Genomic DNA, 19,219 nt, shown 5'->3' with positions numbered 1-19,219 from the left:
CCAACCCCCTCGCCGCTACAGGTGAGGCCCCGATCAATCGCGAACTTCGATCGCCGTCTCTCTCGGATATTCGCCGACAAAGCCGCGCCAGTGGGCGATAGCAAAACCCAGCACGATCAAGGCGCCCGCCTGGTGCAGAACGCCCCAGCCGATCGGCACCTGCAGGAGAAGCGTGGTGATGCCGATCGCCGCCTGGAGCGTCACCAAGCCGAACAGGAGCACGGAACGGCGGGCATGCGTCGTTCCCGGCGCGTCGCGCCATGACGTGACCATGTGCCAGAGCGCCACCGCGAACAGCAGATAGGCGCCGACCCGGTGGACGAACTGCACGGTCTTCGGATTTTCGAAGAGATTGATCCAGGCCGGTTGCTGCACGAACAGGTCCGCCGGCACGATGGCGCCGTCCATCAGCGGCCAGGTGTTATAGGACAGTCCCGCATCCAGGCCCGCGACGAGCGCGCCCAGATAGATCTGGAAGAGGCCGAGGGCAGCGATGATGCCGGCCACCGTCTGCGACCTTTTCGTCGGCGGCGCGTCGCCGGAATGCGGACAAAGTCCGCGGAAGATCCACATGCAGGCGCCAAAGATCAGGCAGGCAATGACGAGATGCGTGGCGAGACGGTACTGGCTGACTTCTGTCCGCTCGACCAGGCCGGAAGAGACCATCCACCAGCCGATGAAGCCCTGAAAGCCGCCGAGCGCCAGAATGCCGAGGAGCGGCAGCCGCAATCGCCGCTCAATCCGCCCGGTGACCCAGAAGAAGAAAAGCGGCACGGCGAAGACCACGCCGATGCTCCGCGCCAGCAGACGATGCGCCCATTCCCACCAGAAGATGGTCTTGAATTCCTCGACCGTCATGTCCTTGTTGAGCTGCTCGTACTGCGGAATGCGCTGGTAGAGGCGGAACTCCTCTTCCCATTCCGCCGCCGACAGCGGCGGAATGACGCCGTGGATCGGCTTCCATTCGGTGATCGAGAGGCCGGATTCCGTAAGTCGCGTCGCACCGCCGACGAGCACCAGGGCAAAGAGCGCAAAAAGCACGACGGCCAGCCAGCCGCGGATCTGCCGGCGGTTGCGCGCGGTTCTTCCGATCTCGCTCAGGAGCACCTGTTCTGTTGCCAATTCGGCCTGGGCCATGACCTTTCCCTTGTTGTACCTGACGGGTGCGGCGCTCGCGCGCCTGCCTCCCGTCTGAAAGCCGTTGATTTGCACCAGAGTGCCGTGCAAAACAAGGCCGAAGCCTTTGCGGCATGCCGTCGCGGCCCACGCCAAAGCTGCCGGCGAGAGGTACACTCGTCCGCATCCCGCTCCGATTGCCGCCGTCCGAAAGAAGAAAAATGCCCGTACGCCTCAGAAAACTGATCGGCACCGTCCTCATCATCATCCTGGTCATCGTCTATGCGCTGACGGCGGTCACCTTCGCCTCGCTGCTGCTCGGCGCTTCGCCCTGGTGGGTGCATCTCCTCTATTTCTTCCTTACCGGCCTCTTGTGGATCCTTCCGGCGATGCTGATCATCAAATGGATGGAGAAACCGGCCGGCAATCGCTGACTGGCAGGCGGCCCGACGATGAAGATCGCCGTCATTTCCGACATTCACGGCAACGACCTCGCCCTCGAGGCGGTGCTCGCCGACATCGGCGCTCTCGGCATCGACGCCATCGTCAATCTCGGCGACCACCTGAGCGGGCCGCTCAACGCCGCCCGCACGGCCGATATCCTGATCGGGCGCGACATCCCGGCGATCCGCGGCAATCACGACCGGTATCTGACGACGCTCGATCCGGCCCGCATGGGACTGTCCGACCGCAGCGCTCACGCTCAGCTCGAACCTGCCCACGAGGCGTGGCTCGCCGCCCTGCCGGAAACGCTCGCCTACCGGAACGCACTCTTTCTCTGCCATGGCACGCCGGCAAGCGACGAGACCTACTGGATGGAAGCGCTGACGGCGGACGGGACGCTACACATGGCGACGCGGCAGAGCATCGAGCGTTTTGCCGAGGGCATCGCTTATCCGGTGATCCTCTGCGGCCACACCCATATCCCGCGCGCGGTGCGGCTCGCGGACGGCCGCCTCCTCGTCAATCCCGGCAGCGTCGGCTGTCCCGGCTATGACGACGACCGGCCCGTTGCGCACAAGGTCGAGACCGGCTCGCCGGATGCGCGCTACGCCATCGTCGAGCACGCGGACGGCGGCTGGACCGCGGCCTTTCGTTGCGTCCGCTATGACCACATGGCGATGTCGCGGCTCGCCGCCGAGCGTGGGCGGCCCGAATGGGCAAAGGCGCTCGCCACGGGCTTCCTGGACTAAAGCAGTTTGCAGTCAGGTGGCATCACCTGACGTCGCACAAATGCGGCAAGACAAACGGATAGAGCGGTGGCGCGAAGGCATGTGAGCGCGTCCCGCTTTAAAATGCCCTTCCCGCAGCTTCAAGCACGTCGAAGATCGGCACCGGGGATCGCCGTAATGTTGCGGGTCACCTTGTCGATGGACCCATCCCACCAAATTCGGCGATTGTCTTTCCACCCGAAACGGCGCGGTTCACGCTTTGCTAACCGCGTTCTCGCTCACGCGGCCGGATTAATCGGATTTGGCAATATTTCCGCTTCAATGGCACATCACGCACGCGGATCGAGACCAGATGCCCAATACCGATTTCATCCTTGCCCCTTTGAGCAATGCCATGCGGCATGTTTCGGCGGCCCAGGCCGAGCGTTGCGATACCGATAGGATCGCGATGTCTGTCCATTCCGACATGGTTTCCCTCGAAGCGGAATGGCGCGCCCTCGATGAGAGCAATCGCAATTCCCTGTTCCAGAGCTTCGATTGGTGCGCGGCGTGGAAGGCGACGCACAAGAGCGACTTGAGGATCGTGCGGGGAACGATCGGCGGCCGGCTGCTCTTCCTCCTGCCGTTCGAGGTCGAGCGCCGTGCATTTTTCCGGACGGCCCGCCTCATCGGTTCGGAGCACAGCAATCTCAACACCGGACTGTTCGGCAGCGGGATCGACGGGATGTCGCAGGGAGAGATTGCCGCTGCGCTCACCACGGGCCTTGCGCGTGCGCTCCGCCGATTTGCCGATGTCGTCGTGCTTGACAGAATGCCGGCGGCGTGGCGCGGCGCGGCGCACCCCCTCGCCGGCCTGCCGGCAAATCAAAACCCGAATGCCTCGTTCCAGTTGCCGCTCCTCGGCACCGTCGAGCACACGCTCGTCCAGATCAACGCCCGGCGGCGGCGCAAGAAGATGCGCCTGTCCGAACGCCGCCTGGCCGAGATGGGCGGCTACGACTATGTGATCGCCCGCGAAAGTGGTGAGGCCCTCGCCCTGCTCGAGACGTTCTTCCGGCAGAAGGCCGCACGCTTCGAGGCGCAGGGGTTGCCGGATGCTTTTCGCACCCCCGAGACACGCGCCTTCTTTCACGCGCTCATCGATGCCGGAGCATCCGCGCGGGAGGACAGAAGACCCTTGGAAATGAACGCGATCAGGCTCAAGGGGGCGCACGAGGGCCGCGTTGTCGCGATCTCCGGCATTGCCCGCAAAGGCGACCACGTCGTCTGCCAGTTCGGTTCGATCGATGAATTCGCCGCCGACAGCAGCCCCGGGGAGTTGCTGTACTATCGAATGATCGAACGCTTTTGCGCCGACGGCGTGACCCTCTTCGACTTCGGCATCGGCGACCAGGCCTACAAGCGGTCCTGGTGCACGATCGAGACTCCCCTGCAGGACATCATCCTGCCCATGACAGCGCGCGGATACCTGGCCGCCGCCGCCCACCGGACAGCCGCTGGGGCGAAGCGGGCGATCAAGGCCAACAAGACGCTCTATGCCTTCGTTCAACGACAGCGGCAGCGCCGGCAGGCAACGGCATCCGCCACCGATACCGAGGACGGTTGATACCTCGTCAGGCGGCGCGCCGATCGGGAAACTCGGGGCCGCTTCTGCCCTGTCCGGTCATCAGCACGACGTCGCGGTAGCCCGCCTCTCCGAAGCTGGTCAGCGCCTCGACGATCTCGTCATCGCTGACGGCCGGGGCGGAGAGGATGATCTCGGTTCCCTCGCGCCGCGCCACCTTGGCGATCGCGGCCGCATCCGCCGCGCCGCATTCGATCAGCACCAAGTCATAGGCGCTGGTGAGCGCATCGACGATCATCTGCAGCCGATCGATGCCGCGCATCGCCGCGTGCGGATCGGCGTCGCCATGCGGTATGACATGCGCTGCGGAAAAGCGGTCGGCATGGATCGACTCGGAAAACGCGACTTCGCCGGTCAGCAGATTGGTAATGCCGGCAAGGCTTGCCGACTGCGCCATCAGCCGCGTCGGGCAAGCCGAGCCCGAGAGGTCGATCAGCACGACCTTCTGCTCCTCTTCGGCCAGAAGTCGGGCCAGCATCACGGTCGCTGTCGAGCCTTCATCGCCGCCGGGTGACACGGCGACGGCGACCTGCACGGCATTCGCGCGAAGATGATCCGCGACCGCTTCGATCGAGAAATCGTGCTCCATCGCGATTTCGACCTCTTCCGCCTCCCTTTCCGCCGGCTCGTCCGGCACGAGGGCGGGCGCGGGAATTTCCTCGATGCCGTCCGGGATGGCGAGCGCCTGCGCGGGCGGACGGGCAGGCGGCGCCTCCGGCAAGTCGACCGGCCTCAGCGCACGGCCGCTGAAGAGCTCGCCGAGCATGATGACGACGCAGCTCACCAGGAAGCTCGCCAGCGCCGCAACGATGGTGATCGGCAATACCTTCGGGAAGCTTTGGCTGGTCGGAACGACGGCGCCCGAGATCACCCGCGCATCGGCGGGCGTCGCGTTCGCGACCGTGCGGGACGTCGCCTCGCGATAGCGCGCAAGGTAGGTCTCCAAAAGCTGGCGCTGCGCCGCCGCCTCGCGCTCCAGGGCCCTGAGCCCCACTTCCTCCTCGCCCGCTTGCGCCGACTGCGCCTTGAGCGAGTTCAACTGCTGCATCAGCTGCTGTTCACGCAGTTGCCCGACCCTCGCCTCGTTGTCGAGGCTGGCGAGGATCTTCCGCGTCTCCGCCCGGATCTGTCCTTCGATCCCCTCGAGCTGGGATTTCAGCCCCTTCAGGCGCGGATGACCGTCGAGCAAGGAAGTCGAAAGGTCGGCGATCTGCGCCTGGACATTGGCGCGGTTTTCCTTGAGGCGCTGGATCATCGGCGAGCCGACGATATCGGCGAGCGTGTCGGCCGAGCGGCCGTCGGCAAGGGCCGCGCGCACGCCCTGGGCGCGCGCCGCCGCGTTTGCCCGCTCCCCGCGCACCCGCGCGAGCTCCGCCGAGATGTCGCTCAACTGGCGGGTGGCGAAATTCTGGGTTTCGCCGGTCGGAAGCAGGCCCGACTCGGCGCGGTAGGCCGCAACCTTCGCCTCCGCCTCGCGCACCTTCTCGCGCAGATTGGCAATTTCCGGCTCCAGCCAGCGGCTCGCCTCGGAATTGGAATCGAGTTTCGCGCCGCTCTGCAGCGAAAGATAGACCTTGGCCATCTCGTTCGGGATGGCGGCCGCAAGTCTCGGATCTTTCGAGGTGAAGCCGATGGCGATCACACGCGACTTTTCGACCTGGTAGACCTGCAGCTTTTCATTGAACTCCTTCAGGATCCGCTCCTCCGGCGGCAATTCGAGCGGATTCTTCTTGAGGCGGAGCATCACCAGCAGGTCGGAAACGGCGGAGGGACGAGCCGAGGGATCGAACTCCTCGAGCTCATGCAGCTTCATGTTGCGTGCGACCTGCTTGATCAGGTCGGCGGAACGCAGGACCTGCACCTGGCTGAGGATGCCGGACTCGTCGAAAATCCGGTCGGAAGCGCTCTGCGAAGCCTGGGCGGAGCCGCTGAATTCGGGTTCGCGCGACTCGATCAGTATGCGCGCCTCGCCTTCGTAATCGGGGGCCATCGTCTTCGCTGCGGCAAAGGCGATGGCCGCGGCGCCGACCGTTACGAGCAGCACCCTGGTGCGGCGCTGCCAGATGGCGCGGGCGAGCCCGCCAAGATCGATATCCACATGCTCACCGCCGAGACCCGACATGCCCGCACTCCGAAGCTTCTTCATCCGCCCGGACGGTAAAGGAACATGGTAACGCAACGGTTAACTTCGGTTGCAACCGCGAGGGCGCCTGCCCGCCGGTTGCGCATTTTGAATTGCTGCATGTCTTTGTCCCTAATCGAGGTCGATTTAAGGAGACACGCAGCAGGGCCCGTCGAGAATCCGGCATCGGGTTTACCGGCTATTAACCCTAACGGATCGATAACGTTGGCGAGAGGTGATCGTTTCCGGAGCCCATGACCGCATGTCGACCGCAGCCAGCATCAGAACGCGCGCTTTCGCCGTGGCGATATTGTCGGCGCTTGTCGGGGGCTGCACGAACTATCAGCCGGCGCCCAAGGGTTTCAGCGAGGCGACGATCCAGCCCTACAGGCTCGACAGCGGCGACCGACTTCGCATCAACGTCTTCGAGCAGCCGAGCCTCAGCGGCACCTACACGGTCGACCAGGCCGGCTACGTGGCCTTCCCGCTCGTCGGAGCCGTGCCGTCGCGCGGACATACGCTTCCGGAACTGGAAGGCATGATCGCCGCGAAGCTGCGCGAGGGTTTCCTCAAGGATCCGGACGTGACGATCGAGGTCGATCGCTATCGCTCCGTCTTCATCATGGGCGAAGTGGGTCAGGCCGGCCAGTATGCCTACGTTCCGGGGATGACGGTCCAGAACGCGATCGCTGTCGCCGGCGGCTTCACGCCGCGGGCCAACCAGTCGAGCGCCGACATCACCCGCAAGCTCAACGGCCGCATCATCACCGGTCGCGTGCCGATAACCGACCCGGTTCTGGCCGGCGACACGATCTATGTGCGCGAACGGCTGTTCTGACCTCCATGTCGAGCGAACGCCCCTTGCGCATCCTGCATTGCTTCAGATCGCCGGTCGGCGGCATCTTCCGGCACGTTCGCGATCTGGCGGAGGCTCATGCGAATGCCGGACACCAGGTCGGCATCCTGTGCGACAGCATCACCGGCGGCGCCTACGAGGACAAGCTCTTCGATGAGGTTCGCCCCTATCTGGCGCTCGGCGTCACCCGGGTGCCGATCCATCGCGGCATCGGCGCCTCGGACATCGCCGCGCTCTGGCAGAGCTACAAGGAAATCAGGAGTTTGCAACCGGATGTGCTGCACGGGCATGGCGCCAAGGGCGGCGCGCTCGCACGCATCATCGGTTCAGCCCTGCGGGTCAACAAGTATCGCGTAGCCCGCCTTTATTCCCCGCACGGGGGCAGCCTCCACTACCCGCGGCGATCGCTTTCCGGCGCATTCATCTTCCGGCTGGAGCGCCTGCAGGAGCACCTCACCGACGCGCTCGTCTTCGTCTGCGATTTCGAGCGGCGGGCCTATTTCGCCAAGATCGGGCGCCCGCCCGGCCGCAGCGAGCTGATCTACAACGGTATCGACGACAGCGAGTTCGCGCGCGTCGAGACCGAGGCAGAGGCGGCCGACTTCCTCTATATCGGCATGATGAGGGACCTCAAGGGTCCCGATCTCTTTGTCGAGGGCTTTGCCGCGACCGAGAAAATCATCGGCCGCCCCCTGCGCGCCGTGATGGTCGGCGACGGGCCGCAGCAGCGGCAATATGAAGAGATGATCCTCGGGATGGGCCTTGGCGACCGCATCACCATGCGGCCGGCGATGAAGGCACGCGACGCTTTCGCCCTCGCGCGCTTCGTCGTCATTCCCTCCCGCGCCGAAGCCATGCCCTACATCCTTCTGGAAGCGCTCGCCGCCGGCAAGCCGGTGATCGCCACACGGGTCGGCGGCATCCCGGAGGTGCTTGGAGCCGACAGCGAAGCGCTGGTCGAACCAGGCGATGCCGCGGCGCTCGCGCGGAGCATGGCGACCGCGGTCGTCGACGGGGGCTGGACCGCCCGGACGATGCCGGATGCGGAGCGCTTCAGGTCCCGTTTCGCCGCTTCCGTGATGACCAGCCATGTGATGCAACTCTATCGCGAACTGACCGCGGAATCGCTGGTGCTCGACGGGCGCCTTCGTACAACGTAAGCGTTTCTTAGTGGCTTTCTGCTATCCGGACGAGGAACTTCCGCCCCGGATAAAAACCATGAACCAGTTTGACAGGCCCGAGACCTTCGATCCCCAAGCGCTTCGCAAGAAGTTCTCGGAGATTCGAACGACCGCCCGTGACGAGGAGACGGCGACAAAAGGCATCGCGGAACTCACTCCGCTCGCGCGGCAGATCGCGCTCCAGTTTCGCGCCGACACCTATTCGCCGGCGATGATCACCGGGCTCATCCGGCTGCTCGACTTCTCAGCCCTGTTCGCCATCGGCTACGGCATCAACGCCCAATACGTCGCGCCGACATTTGCGCAGCTGCCTGTCTATCTCGGCATTCTCGTCGGCGGCTCGGCGCTCGCGGTCGCCGCCATGCAGATCGCCGATGCCTACCAGGTGCCGGCCTTGCGCGCCTGGCTCAGGATGACGCCGCGCATTCTGGCCAGTTGGGCCGCGACCTTCGGCGCGATTGCCCTCGCGCTCTTCTTTCTGAAATCCGGTCATCTCTATTCGCGTTTCTGGATCGGCGCATGGTTCATCGCCGGCGCCTTCTTCCTCGTCGCCGAGCGTGCCTTCATCGCCTACTCCATCCGCCATTGGTCGCGAAACGGCACGATGGAGCGCCGGGCGGTCATCGTCGGCGGCGGCCAGCCCGCGAAGGACCTCATCCGCGCCATCGAGCACCAGCCGAACAACGACATCCGCATCTGCGGCATCTTCGACGACCGCGACGAGCGCCGGTCGCCAAATGTGATCGCCGGCTATCCGAAGCTCGGGACGGTCGACGAACTGGTCGAATTCGCCCGGCTCGCGCGTATCGACATGTTGATCATCTCGCTGCCGCTGACCGCCGAAAACCGCATCCTCGAACTGCTGAGGAAGCTTTGGGTGCTTCCGGTCGATATCCGCCTTGCGGCGCATGCCAACAATCTGCGCTTCCGCCCGCGCAGCTATTCGCATGTCGGGCAGGTTCCGATGCTCGACATCTTCGACAAGCCGATCGCCGACTGGGACTCGGTGGCGAAGCGATGCTTCGACATCTTCTTCAGCCTCGTCGCGCTGGCGCTGCTCTGGCCGGTCATGCTCGTCGCGGCGATCGCCGTGAAGGCGACCTCCCCGGGCCCGATCATCTTCAAGCAGCACCGCCACGGCTTCAACAACGAGACGATCGAGGTCTACAAGTTCCGCTCGATGTACACGCATCTGGGTGATCCGACGGCGCGCAACGCCGTGACCAGGCACGATCCGCGCGTGACACCCGTCGGCCGCTTCCTGCGCAAATCCTCGATCGACGAATTGCCGCAGCTCTTCAACGTGCTGAAGGGCGAGCTCTCGCTCGTCGGGCCGCGTCCGCACGCCGTGCTGGCGCAGACGCAGGATCGGACCTATTCCGACGTGGTCGAGGGCTATTTCGCCCGCCACCGCGTCAAGCCCGGCGTGACCGGCTGGGCGCAGATCAACGGTTGGCGCGGCGAGGTCGACAACGACGAGAAGATCCGCTTCCGCACCGCATTCGACCTTCACTACATCGAAAACTGGTCGCTGCTCTTCGACCTGAAGATCCTCTTCCTGACACCGTTCCGGCTGCTCAATACGGAAAACGCCTATTGATCGCCGCGACAGCAACCAGGCCTCTCGTCCTTCGACCCCAGCTTGCGGCGATTTCGATCGTCGGCTCGGGCCTGGTCGCGTTCGCCGTTTTCCTGTCGGGTTTCGTCATCGCGGAACCGGCACCCTACGAGATATTCCTGGCCGGGCTCATCGGCCTCTGGGCGCTCTTCGGGCTCAGGATTTCGCGGGCGACCGCCCCCCTGCTCGCCCTTCTCATATTGTTCATGGTCGGCGGCATCCTGTCGCTGACGGTGATGGCGGACCTTGCGACCGCGCCGATGTACATGGCCGTCTCCGGCTTCCTCTGCCTTTCGGCGGTCTTTTTCGCCGCCATCATCGAGGATCGCCACCAGCGCCTGCCGCTCATCTTCAATGCCTGGGTCACCGCCGCGGTCATCACCGCCCTCCTCGGCATCGTCGGCTATTTCGGCGTGATACCGGGGGCGGAGAGCTTCACCCTTTACGACCGCGCCAAGGGAGCGTTCCAGGACCCGAACGTCTTCGGCCCCTTCCTTGCGGCCCCGGCGCTCTATCTCGTCCATGGCCTGCTGACCCAGCCGATCCGCCGCGCGCCCTTAAAGATCGCCGGCCTGCTCGTGCTGGAGCTCGGCGTCTTCCTGTCGTTCTCGCGAGCCGCCTGGGCGCTCAACCTCTTCTGCATCCTCGCCCTGGTCTTCGTCATGCTGCTCAAGCAGCGCAGCGGTCTCTTCCGCCTGCGCATCCTCGTGATGGCGCTCTCAGGCGCCCTGTTCATCGTCGCGGCGCTCGTGATTGCGCTGCAGTCCGAACGGGTGGCGGCGCTTTTCTCCAGCCGCTCCCAGCTCGTGCAGGAATATGACGGCGGGCATCTCGGCCGGTTCGACCGGCACCGGATCGGCTTCCTGATGTCCATGGAGAAGCCGCTCGGCATCGGCCCGATGGTGTTCAGCACCATGTTTCCGGAAGACGAGCACAATGTGCTGCTGAAGAGCCTGACCTCCTATGGCTGGCTCGGCTTCATCGCCTATGTCACGCTCATCCTGTGGACGCTCTCGCTCGGGTTCCGCTTCCTGCTGCTCGACCGCCCGTGGCAGCCTTATCTGGCGATCGCCTGGGTGACGTTGATCGGCCATGTCGGCATCGGCAACGTCATCGACACCGATCACTGGCGCCATTTCTACCTGCTCGTCGGCGTCGTCTGGGGATGCGCTGCGCTCGAATATCGCTGCCGGCGGCAGGCACTGGCCGGAAGGTCGGCATGACCGTGAGCGCTGCCGCCATCGCCAAAACCTCCGCGCTGCGTCTCCTTCAGGTCCTGGAACCGAGCGGCGGCGGGTCCGGCCGCCACTTTCTGGACCTTTGCCGCGGCATGCATGCGCGCGGCCACCACGTCGAGGCGATCTATTCGCCGGTGCGGGCGGAGGAAGGCTTCGTTCGCGAGCTCGAGGCGCTCGGCCTGCCTGGCGTACATGCCGTCGCCATGCGGCGTGCGCCGGGCCCGTCCGACCTGCCGGCCTTTCACGCCATAAGTCGTATCATCCGCGGCTCCGGCCCGTTCGACGTCATTCATGGCCACAGCTCCAAGGCCGGCGCGCTGACGCGCCTCCGACTGCCGGGGCGCCACGTGCCCCGGGTCTACACGCCTCACGCCTTCAGGACCATGGATCCGGCGCTCGGGCCGACCGGACGGCTGATCTACGGCGCGATCGAAGCGCTTCTCGCCCGCTTCTTCACCGATCACCTCAACGCGGTCTCCGAGGACGAGTTCGCACATGCGCTGACGATCGGCATTCCGAAGGAGCGCATGTCCGTGATCGTCAACGGCGTCGCGGCCCCCTCGCCCGACATGGCGCCGTCGGTACGCGCAAGTTTCGGTATTCCCGCGGACGCCTTCGTCTTCGGCTTCATCGGGCGGCTGTCGACACAGAAGGCGCCCGAGCGCCTTCTCGATGCCTTCGCAATTGTCGCCTCCTCCATCGGGAACAGCCATCTGGTCATGGTCGGCTCCGGCGAGCTGGAGGGCGCGCTTCGCCGCGCAATCGCCGCCAGCGCCCTGCGCAACCGCATTCACCTGACCTCCGCCTTCACCGGGGCCGAGGCCGTTGCGGCCTTCGATCTTCTCGTCATGCCGAGCCGCTACGAGGCGATGTCCTATGTGATGCTCGAGGCCGCCGCCGCCGGACGACCGATCATCATCTCCGACGTCGGCGGCGCGCGGGCCGCGGTCGACCATGGCGAAAACGGCTTCATCGTCCCAAACGGCGACGACATTGCGCCGCTCGCGAAAGCCATGCTCGCCGCCGCCCACCCGGAGAATTATCCGCGACTTACCAGGGCGGCGGAGGCCCGCAAGGATCGCTTCACGCTTGAGCGGATGATCGACGAGACGGAGGAGGTTTACCGGCGGCTGGCGGCACGGCGGATCGAGCGATACGCGTCGTCTCCGCGCGCCGCTGCGGCATTGCAGTCAGGTTGAATCACCTGACGTCGCAAGAAACGCGGCAACCAAGCAGATAGCGCGGTGGCACGAACGCATGTGAGCGCTTCCCACTCTGGACTCCCCGCTGCTGCAGGACGCTGCTGCGTCATATGAACCAGGTCGCGATCAGGCCAATGGAAGCCGAGAAAATGGCGACCGTGGTTACCCAGCCGAGCACGTTGGTGCTGGCGCTGTTCACGTGATCGCCCATGATCCTCCGATTGTTCGTCATCAGCAGGATCAGGAGGAGAAGCGGAGGCGTCGAGAATCCCTGCACGATCCCCGACCAGACCAATGCCTTCATCGGGTTGAAGCCGAGGAAATTCAGAGCAACGGCTATGAGGGTGAAGACCCCCGTCACAATGTAGAACTTGCGCGCCTCGCCAGGCTTCGCATGCAGGCTGTGGCGCCAGCCCATCGCCTGAGCCAGGTCGTAGGCGGCGCCGGTCGTCATTACCGGTACGGCGAGGAACCCGACGCCGATGATGCCCGCCGCGAAGAGTACACCGGCCGCCTCGCCCGCCAGGGGGCGCAAGGCCTCCGCGGCCTGGACGGCCGTCTCGATATCGTGCTCGCCCGCCTCATAAAGCGTGGCGCCCGTCGAGAGGATGATGAAATACATGATGAGATTGGAGAAGGTCATCCCGATCAGTATGTCGCGCCGCGAACGGCGAAGTTCGCCTGCCGTCGCACCTTTGCGTTCTTCCACCGTGGTTCTGCCTTTGCCGATCTCCTCCTCCACCTCCTCGTTCGACTGCCAGGTATAGAGATAGGCCGACAGCGTCGTGCCGATGATGGCGACGAGGATCGATAGAAATTCGCGGCTGAACTCGGCCTTCGGGACGAGCGTGCCGCGCAGGATCGCGGCGGCATCGGGCTGTGCCAGGACGGCCGACCCGACATAGGCGAGCAGCGCCAGCGCAAGCCAGCGGAAGACGTTTCGGATGAAAGTATAAGAGCCATAGAGCTGAAGGGCGAAAATGATCGCGGCGACGCCTGCCACGAGCAGGGGAGCCGGGAGCGGCACGAACATGCCGATCGCCGCGGCCATCCCGCCGAGGTCGGCCGCCGCCTCGATGGTGTTGCCGATCAGAACCCCGATCAGGACCGCCCACAGGAGCCAGCGCGGGTAAAAGTCCTTGATCACATGGAAAAGGCCGCGGCCGGACACCTGCCCAAGCTTCGAGGACAGATAGACCACCGCATACATCATCGGCAGGGTAACCGGGGCGGTCCAGAGGATATCGGTTCCGAAGCGGGCTCCGGCGCTTGCATAGGTGCCGATCGCGGAACAATCGTCGTCCGCAGCGCCGGTGATCAACCCGAGCCCCAGGGCCCGGCCGACACCGTCTCGCTTTCCCGCGTCTTCTCCAGCCGCCTCCCGCTTGCTCATAGGAGGCCCGGAGCATGGGCCAGAATCATTGCCACGACGATCACGAGATCCAATGCGATGACGATGGCGACATTTCGCTGGGCCGACGGGGACATGACCGGAACTCCGAAAACCGGTCGTAAACCCTGAAAGTGAACTTATGTTCCTGTTAGCGCGCGCTCGCTTGAACTGCGCGGGCTGAGGCCGCCGTCCGGCAGGCATAGGCCAGGCCGTGCTCTGTCGAGGATTTCCAGCAGGCACAAAAGCGAATTGCGACGCGCTTCTGCGCGAACAGCACAAGCGCCAAATCGCCAAATTTATGAGGGAGATAAATGGTCGGAGCGACTGGACTCGAACTCTTATATGGGGTCCGTTTGTCCAGATAGTGGTTCTTCGTAGCTTAATGGACCCCGCAGGAAGGAGCGGACGTTCCGCGCGCGTCTCATCATCCCAGTGCGCTCGTCGCTCCCAATTGACTAGGACGCCGGTATCCACGAGTGAGCATCTACAACTCACGCGAACTCTTCGCCCGCCGGTCCAAACGACCTCCACGGGGCCTTCGCTCATGAAACGAAGTCTCGTTTTTGACGCGTCGTGGGCGACGCGAAGCGCGGTCATGGGCCGCCCCCTCGGAAGACGCATGTGCATTCTTCTCGTGGACTGCAGCCCAACCTACACGGTCGCCGACTTTCTAGCAGGCCTTACGCGAATTGTTGACAAATCCTGTGTCGTGTGAGCGTTTCGTAACTGTTGACAAGCTGCGGCATGACAGTCAAAAGGATTCATCAAGGATCAGTCAAGGATTCGAGCAGTAACATATAACCATCAAGAGGCGACAGGAACGTGCTTATCTAATCCTTGTCAATGAAAATCCGTTCCGTTATTTTGTTAATTCAGTAAATTATAGTTTATTGGACTTCCTCTCTAGTCTGTCATCTCGTCCCGCCAAATAGGTGAAATCATCGGGCGGCGACCGTGGAAACTCGTTACCTAAGACTCGAAACCTGCAGCGCGAACAGGCGTCGCCTTAGTTTTGTTCAAGGCGGAGTAGTGTAGATGTCAGGTTGTCGTTGTGTGACGGTTGATCGGGCCGCTGACTGGGTTCCCTATAAGCATGCCGAGGTGCGCCATCGAGTTCAACCCGGTGTCAAGATCCTGCTTGACGATGATCTCAATCCGATCACTACCATGAACGAATTTACGCTCTCGCATGCCGACAAAGCGCGCCGAATGGGTAAGTCGTGGAAGAAAACGGAGAACAGCTATACCGAGGATCTCCATCAATACAAAACATATCTGATTGCTATCGGCATCGAGGAGTGCGATGTCACACTCCCTGTCATCGAGGGTTTTGCCTCGTGTTTTGCCCAGGGCGTCTCTGTCCGTACAAGGCAAGGGTTTGCTCCGTCGACCATATACAGACGCTTCGGAACAGCGATCAGGTACCACAGATACCGGATCAAAAAGGGCCTGCCCTCGGCGGTTTCTGAAGGCGAGTTGTCATCGTCTGGAGGCTACATAAATGGATTCCTAGCTAAGGATCCCAATTCCCCTTATGCCGCACTACCGAAGGACTCCGGCGCCACTGATAAGATCCATCCAATTCAAGATACCGATCGGAAGCGGATATTCGATCATCTCGGGCCCTCGGCGGACAGCGAGGCAGCGTACCCGCGTCGTGATAGGCTAGCCGCCGAAACTTCGCTCGTGACCGGTATGCGTATAGACGAGATTTGCTCGCTAACCGTCCTCCAGATTTTGAATCTGGCACGGCAGGTAGATCCTCAACGTCCGTCCAAGCTAATACCGCTCTTGATTACGAAGACAAAAGGGCTCCGGCCAGGAATGGTCTATTTGCCTTCTCACTTGGTGGAGCAGCTACTGAAATACATTGAAACGGAAAGACGGCAGGCGATCGATCGGGCTACAATTCTTCGCTATCCATGTGGATCGCGCCACAATTGCGAGGCTCTTTTTGTTAACGGCGTAACCGCAAACCGACGGGACGTCGGAAACGCTCTTAAGCCGGATACGCTATCTAGGGTCTTCTCTTCAGCGTGCATTGCGGTTGGCGTCACTCGCACCGCGATGCTGTACGTCCTTGATGCAGAAGGTCGGCCAATTCTGGGGCCGTCCGGTGAATACGCCTACGAATTCGGCAAGCAGGCTGCGCATACGTTTCATGATCTGCGGCATACCTTCGCGGTGACACTGTACCTTGATTGCGCGAGAGTAGGACAAGACGAACCATGGAACAAAGTCTCGAAACGGCTGAGGCATACCAACGTCCTCACCACAGTCAATGAATACTTGAGTTGGGTCGACACGAACGAGGAGTTCCTTTCAGACGCGTTCATGAAGGTCTTGGAGGATATCGACCAAGTTGCGCGTGTGGAGGACTGATGAAGAGGCGTCCTTCCATCGCCGTAAACTTCAAGGCGCCCATTCAAGAAGCCATTAATGAAAGCGCGATTCGGACTTCTCCTGAGCTGCTCGTGGCGACATTCCCTGGCATGCCCGNGGGATGTTGCCGATGGGCTCCAGAAGCCGTCGATGGTTGAACCAGTCGACCCATTCCAGGGTGGCGAATTCAACCGCTTCGAAGCTGCGCCACGGTCCGCGCCGGTGGATGACCTCGGCCTTGTAGAGACCGTTGATCGTTTCGGCGAGGGCGTTGTCGTAAGAGTCGCCGACGCTTCCGACGGAAGGCTCGATGCCCGCTTCGCCCAGCCGCTCCGAATACTTGATCGAGACGTATTCCCCAGATCGCTGGCCTTTATGTCGCTTGCCTGGAGGCGCTTTATATCTCTCAGCAGGCGGTCGAGCCGATCGACCTCCGCTAGCAATTTGAAACTCATGATTCGGATCCCGATTATTAGGGCGTAAGGATTCACGCTGACTGCAACGACGCTCAAGGCGTCTTTTTTGACGCCTAGGGCGTCACGAGTCAAGATGCTCACGCGTGGATTTGCGGCGCGCCCGGATCCATGCAAATGAATCCTTATGTTGCTGCCGCCTCCGATCATGATGAAGCTTGCAAGGGAGTTTCTCGGTCTCAGCCAAGAAATGGTTGAAGCGCATTCCGGGATTTCGCGATCGAGCATCCAGCGGGTGGAACGTGGGGTGGCCGGCATGTTGAATTCTGCGGCGGAACTGAAAAAGTTCTACGTCAAGAATGGCATTGTTTTTCTGCCGCCGGAGAACGGTAGGGGATGGGGTATCGTCAACAATAACGCTGTTGAGGATGATTCTCCCCTCAACCATCTTCCGTCCGTTGAGCTGCAGAAACATTCGACGCCGAAGGTGAAGTAGCGGCGGACTGCTGACGAGGCGCTCTTCGGGAGGCCCTGTTGAACTCAAAGCCCCCTCGCTTCGCTCCGGGGACCCTTCCAAGCGGACGGGCTGACGCCCGACATTCTTTTGTATCCAAGCCCGAGCGGCTCTTAGCGATTTGGGGCTGAGCCTGGGCTTGGATACGGAAGGAAAACGGAATCTGCCTGCGGCAGATGCTTGTTTCTGGTAAACGTGGCCAGAAAAGTGTTCAGGTGTTCACTTCACACGAGAAACAGCCCGAATAAACCGAAAAGCCAGCTAGTCGTGAGACTAACCGGCTTTCGATAACTAGCCTACTGCAGAAAGTAAGCCCTTGAAAAACCTCGGAATGGCCGGATTTGAACCGACGACCCCTTGACCCCCAGTCAAGTGCGCTACCGGGCTGCGCTACATTCCGTCATTGCCTGTCAACGCATGGTCTGAACACAATCACCGATCCCGTATAACGAACCAGCGACCCCTTGACCCCCAGTCAAGTGCGCTACCGGGCTGCGCTACGCTCCGACCCGCTTCGTTACAAGCCCGCTTTCATTAGTCGGAACACACGGCCGGCGCAAGGGGAAAATAGACTTTACCACTCCTTCCGCCGATGCCGGGGGCGCGTGCGGCGACACGAACGGATTTGTGATTTGGACGAGGGCCGCGCGGCGGGTAGACTGCGCCGGCAACCACAGGAGAGGCCCGATGAAGAGCATCCTCGTATTTGCAGCCTCGTTTGCACTCGCAACCACCACGGCGCTTGCCGCCTGCCCCGGACATGACACCACGGCATCGGCGGACGCAGTGGACAAGGAGGTCACCACTGCGAGCGTGACCAAGGCCGAACAGTCGACGTCGACCGACATGCTCCTCCTGCAGCAAGGACTGCAGCAAAAGCAGCAATCCGACGCTGAGCCGGCGGAGTGAACTCAGGCGCTGTCAGGCTCGGGGTCTCGTAGCTGTGCCCACGGGACCCGGGCCGAAATCTTCACGTAACCTCGCCCCGCAAAGGATGAAACGTCGCGCAGCGGCTTTCCGCTAGAGCGGGAACACGTGCGTTCGCGCCACCGCTCTACCTTAATGTTCTTGGCGCATTTGTGCGACGTCAGGGTGATTCCGTCTGGGTGCAAAATGCTCTATTGCTGCGTGCCGCCCGAGGGAGCAGGCTCAGCGCCGCCTGAGGGAGCTGGGGCTGGCTGGGTTCCACCGGACGGGGCCGGCTGCGCTTCCTGTCCGCCCGAAGGGGCCTGCGGCGCCTCGATATTCGGAGCGTTCACGTCGACATTGGTATTGCCGCCGCCGCCCACGCCATCGAAGAGATCGCTGCCGAACAGAAGCAAGCCTCCGATGACCAGCACTGCCAGAATAATCGCGACGGCCCAACCGCCGCCGCTTCCTCCAGTATTAACGACCATTGGTTCTTTATCGGCCATCTAAAATCCTCCTTCATTCTCTTGCGCGTAAAGGAACCCTTCAGAACGGAATTAAGTTCCAACAAGAACAATGAAGAATAGACGAGCGCCCTCGCCCGCGGCGGCTGAAAAGCGAGCAAGCAAAAGCAGGGAATTGGCCCTGCGGGCGCCGGTCAGTGCGGCATCCTCGAATTTTCCCGCGGAAGAATTACTGCCCCGAACGCGGAGCTGGCCGGTCTCTGCCGTTCGAACGATACGACCGTTCGTCGTCCCGGTCAGGCTCGAACGGCTTATAGCGCCGCGCGTCTATCAGACGCCCAAAGGTCGCCGTAGCGCTTTGAATTGCTGCATGTCGTTGTCCTTGAATCGAGGTCGTTTCAGGGAGACGTGCGGTAGCCGGTCGCTGTCATCGCACCTGGTCGAGCAGGCGCTTGCATTCGAGAAGATCGTATAGCGCTTCCTGCAGCAGCGCCCTGTCCTCCTTGCTGACGGAGGTCTTGCCGATCGAGATCTCCGCCTCGTCGCTGCTGCCGCCGAAGGAGAAGAAGCGGCGGCTGGCCGGCGCCTTGGGGCGGCCGACGATCTGGTCTTCCTCGGCAAGCCCGACCTTCGGCGGCGCCGGCTCCTCGTTGCTCGAGGCGGCGAGCGCCTCGACCGTTGCGAGGTCGCCGCTTGCAATGGCCGCGACGAACTTGTTGCCGTTGGCCTTCAGAAGCTTCTGCACGCCCTTGATCGTATAGCCGTGATCGTAAAGGAGATGGCGGATGCCCTTGAGCAGGTCGACATCCTCGGGACGGTAGTAGCGCCGCCCCCCGCCCCGCTTCATCGGCTTGATCTGCTGGAACCGCGTCTCCCAGAAGCGAAGCACGTGCTGGGGCAGGTCGAGTTCGTCCGCGACCTCGCTGATGGTGCGGAAGGCATCCGGGCTTTTTTCCATGTCATCCCCATTTCCAAAGGCGCGCGGGCAACGCACGGACGGATCAATTACGCGATG

General features: G+C 62.7%; 16 protein-coding genes, 1 tRNA gene and 1 pseudogene. 11 read left to right on the top strand and 7 right to left on the bottom strand.

Annotated features, from left to right (window positions below; all coding sequences use genetic code 11):
- Positions 1-33 precede the first annotated feature (33 nt).
- Positions 34-1,137, bottom strand: coding sequence for a COX15/CtaA family protein (locus ATB98_RS23860; protein ID WP_066878197.1), 1,104 nt, complete (start codon positions 1,135-1,137; stop codon positions 34-36).
- A gap of 200 nt (positions 1,138-1,337) precedes the next feature.
- Here ATB98_RS23860 and ATB98_RS23855 point away from each other — a divergent pair, with 200 nt between their 5' ends.
- The 3 genes from ATB98_RS23855 (at position 1,338) to ATB98_RS23845 (ending at position 3,894) form a co-directional block, all read left to right on the top strand.
- A complete protein-coding gene (locus tag ATB98_RS23855) occupies positions 1,338-1,550 on the top strand; it encodes a DUF2842 domain-containing protein (RefSeq protein WP_066878195.1) in 213 nt (70 codons plus the stop codon).
- Positions 1,551-1,568: 18 nt separating this feature from the next.
- Positions 1,569-2,309 (top strand): metallophosphoesterase family protein, encoded by a 741-nt coding sequence (locus ATB98_RS23850; RefSeq protein ID WP_066878192.1) that lies wholly within the window; start codon positions 1,569-1,571, stop codon positions 2,307-2,309.
- 331 nt (positions 2,310-2,640) lie between these two features.
- Positions 2,641-3,894 (top strand): GNAT family N-acetyltransferase, encoded by a 1,254-nt coding sequence (locus ATB98_RS23845; RefSeq protein WP_066878189.1) that lies wholly within the window; start codon positions 2,641-2,643, stop codon positions 3,892-3,894.
- A 7-nt stretch (positions 3,895-3,901) separates the two neighbouring features.
- Here the strand turns inward: ATB98_RS23845 and ATB98_RS23840 are convergent, their stop codons facing one another.
- Positions 3,902-6,034: a GumC family protein gene (locus tag ATB98_RS23840; RefSeq protein ID WP_066878187.1), complete on the bottom strand. Its 2,133-nt coding sequence runs from the start codon at positions 6,032-6,034 to the stop codon at positions 3,902-3,904.
- Between the two features lie 262 nt (positions 6,035-6,296).
- Between ATB98_RS23840 and ATB98_RS23835 the strand changes: the two genes are divergently transcribed.
- The 5 genes from ATB98_RS23835 to ATB98_RS23815 are packed head-to-tail and all read left to right on the top strand — an operon-like array spanning position 6,297 to position 12,126.
- Complete coding sequence (locus ATB98_RS23835) at positions 6,297-6,872, top strand: polysaccharide biosynthesis/export family protein (protein ID WP_066878186.1); 576 nt, start codon at positions 6,297-6,299, stop codon at positions 6,870-6,872.
- A gap of 5 nt (positions 6,873-6,877) precedes the next feature.
- Complete coding sequence (locus ATB98_RS23830; RefSeq protein WP_066878184.1) at positions 6,878-8,050, top strand: glycosyltransferase family 4 protein; 1,173 nt, start codon at positions 6,878-6,880, stop codon at positions 8,048-8,050.
- 58 nt (positions 8,051-8,108) lie between these two features.
- On the top strand, positions 8,109-9,671 hold the full coding sequence (locus ATB98_RS23825) for an undecaprenyl-phosphate glucose phosphotransferase (RefSeq protein ID WP_066878183.1): 1,563 nt from the start codon (positions 8,109-8,111) through the stop codon (positions 9,669-9,671).
- Positions 9,668-10,912 carry an O-antigen ligase family protein gene (locus ATB98_RS23820; protein WP_066878181.1) on the top strand — a complete coding sequence of 415 codons (1,245 nt, stop codon included), beginning with the start codon at positions 9,668-9,670 and terminating at the stop codon, positions 10,910-10,912. The genes ATB98_RS23825 and ATB98_RS23820 overlap by 4 nt, the downstream gene beginning before the upstream one ends.
- Positions 10,909-12,126: a glycosyltransferase gene (locus tag ATB98_RS23815; protein ID WP_066878178.1), complete on the top strand. Its 1,218-nt coding sequence runs from the start codon at positions 10,909-10,911 to the stop codon at positions 12,124-12,126. The genes ATB98_RS23820 and ATB98_RS23815 overlap by 4 nt, the downstream gene beginning before the upstream one ends.
- A 109-nt stretch (positions 12,127-12,235) precedes the next feature.
- On the opposite strand, the gene ATB98_RS23810 is transcribed toward ATB98_RS23815, so the two are convergent.
- Complete coding sequence (locus tag ATB98_RS23810) at positions 12,236-13,522, bottom strand: Nramp family divalent metal transporter (protein WP_066878176.1); 1,287 nt, start codon at positions 13,520-13,522, stop codon at positions 12,236-12,238.
- 1,053 nt (positions 13,523-14,575) lie between these two features.
- On the opposite strand from ATB98_RS23810, the gene ATB98_RS23805 reads away from it, so the two are divergent.
- Positions 14,576-15,904, top strand: coding sequence for a tyrosine-type recombinase/integrase (locus ATB98_RS23805; RefSeq protein WP_066878174.1), 1,329 nt, complete (start codon positions 14,576-14,578; stop codon positions 15,902-15,904).
- 118 nt (positions 15,905-16,022) lie between these two features.
- Here the strand turns inward: ATB98_RS23805 and ATB98_RS28330 are convergent.
- Positions 16,023-16,264 (bottom strand): annotated as a pseudogene (locus ATB98_RS28330) (integrase core domain-containing protein); the annotation flags it as partial.
- Between the two features lie 261 nt (positions 16,265-16,525).
- On the opposite strand from ATB98_RS28330, the gene ATB98_RS23795 reads away from it, so the two are divergent.
- Positions 16,526-16,813, top strand: a complete 288-nt coding sequence (locus tag ATB98_RS23795; RefSeq protein ID WP_234782010.1) for a helix-turn-helix domain-containing protein — start codon at positions 16,526-16,528, stop codon at positions 16,811-16,813.
- A gap of 344 nt (positions 16,814-17,157) precedes the next feature.
- On the opposite strand, the gene ATB98_RS23790 is transcribed toward ATB98_RS23795, so the two are convergent.
- Positions 17,158-17,231 (bottom strand) — tRNA-Pro (locus ATB98_RS23790).
- Positions 17,232-17,518: 287 nt separating this feature from the next.
- On the opposite strand from ATB98_RS23790, the gene ATB98_RS23785 reads away from it, so the two are divergent.
- Positions 17,519-17,740 carry a hypothetical protein gene (locus tag ATB98_RS23785; RefSeq protein WP_066878168.1) on the top strand — a complete coding sequence of 74 codons (222 nt, stop codon included), beginning with the start codon at positions 17,519-17,521 and terminating at the stop codon, positions 17,738-17,740.
- Between the two features lie 209 nt (positions 17,741-17,949).
- Here ATB98_RS23785 and ATB98_RS23780 read toward each other — a convergent pair whose 3' ends face one another.
- Both ATB98_RS23780 and ATB98_RS23775 read right to left on the bottom strand, forming a co-directional pair.
- Complete coding sequence (locus ATB98_RS23780; protein WP_066878166.1) at positions 17,950-18,246, bottom strand: hypothetical protein; 297 nt, start codon at positions 18,244-18,246, stop codon at positions 17,950-17,952.
- Between the two features lie 385 nt (positions 18,247-18,631).
- The gene (locus ATB98_RS23775; protein WP_066878164.1) at positions 18,632-19,162 is read right to left on the bottom strand and encodes a MerR family transcriptional regulator; all 531 of its coding nucleotides are present in this window, start codon (positions 19,160-19,162) and stop codon (positions 18,632-18,634) included.
- Positions 19,163-19,219: the final 57 nt, after the last annotated feature.

This window comes from Sinorhizobium saheli (assembly GCF_001651875.1).
Taxonomy (GTDB): domain Bacteria; phylum Pseudomonadota; class Alphaproteobacteria; order Rhizobiales; family Rhizobiaceae; genus Sinorhizobium; species Sinorhizobium saheli.
The sequence above is the reverse complement of the archived record's forward strand: the minus strand, read 5'-3'. Positions and strand labels throughout refer to the sequence as shown.

Excerpts from the sequence above, each read along its gene's own strand:
- ATB98_RS23825 (WP_066878183.1), top strand. The coding sequence starts at position 8,109 with ATGAACCAGTTTGACAGGCCCGAGACCTTCGATCCCCAAGCGCTTCGC.
- ATB98_RS23785 (WP_066878168.1), top strand. The coding sequence starts at position 17,519 with ATGAAGAGCATCCTCGTATTTGCAGCCTCGTTTGCACTCGCAACCACC.
- ATB98_RS23815 (WP_066878178.1), top strand. The coding sequence starts at position 10,909 with ATGACCGTGAGCGCTGCCGCCATCGCCAAAACCTCCGCGCTGCGTCTC.
- ATB98_RS23855 (WP_066878195.1), top strand. The coding sequence starts at position 1,338 with ATGCCCGTACGCCTCAGAAAACTGATCGGCACCGTCCTCATCATCATC.
- ATB98_RS23780 (WP_066878166.1), bottom strand. The coding sequence starts at position 18,246 with ATGGCCGATAAAGAACCAATGGTCGTTAATACTGGAGGAAGCGGCGGC.
- ATB98_RS23775 (WP_066878164.1), bottom strand. The coding sequence starts at position 19,162 with ATGGAAAAAAGCCCGGATGCCTTCCGCACCATCAGCGAGGTCGCGGAC.
- ATB98_RS23845 (WP_066878189.1), top strand. The coding sequence starts at position 2,641 with ATGCCCAATACCGATTTCATCCTTGCCCCTTTGAGCAATGCCATGCGG.
- ATB98_RS23810 (WP_066878176.1), bottom strand. The coding sequence starts at position 13,522 with ATGAGCAAGCGGGAGGCGGCTGGAGAAGACGCGGGAAAGCGAGACGGT.
- ATB98_RS23840 (WP_066878187.1), bottom strand. The coding sequence starts at position 6,034 with ATGTCGGGTCTCGGCGGTGAGCATGTGGATATCGATCTTGGCGGGCTC.
- ATB98_RS23830 (WP_066878184.1), top strand. The coding sequence starts at position 6,878 with ATGTCGAGCGAACGCCCCTTGCGCATCCTGCATTGCTTCAGATCGCCG.
- ATB98_RS23850 (WP_066878192.1), top strand. The coding sequence starts at position 1,569 with ATGAAGATCGCCGTCATTTCCGACATTCACGGCAACGACCTCGCCCTC.
- ATB98_RS23835 (WP_066878186.1), top strand. The coding sequence starts at position 6,297 with ATGTCGACCGCAGCCAGCATCAGAACGCGCGCTTTCGCCGTGGCGATA.
- ATB98_RS23795 (WP_234782010.1), top strand. The coding sequence starts at position 16,526 with ATGATGAAGCTTGCAAGGGAGTTTCTCGGTCTCAGCCAAGAAATGGTT.
- ATB98_RS23860 (WP_066878197.1), bottom strand. The coding sequence starts at position 1,137 with ATGGCCCAGGCCGAATTGGCAACAGAACAGGTGCTCCTGAGCGAGATC.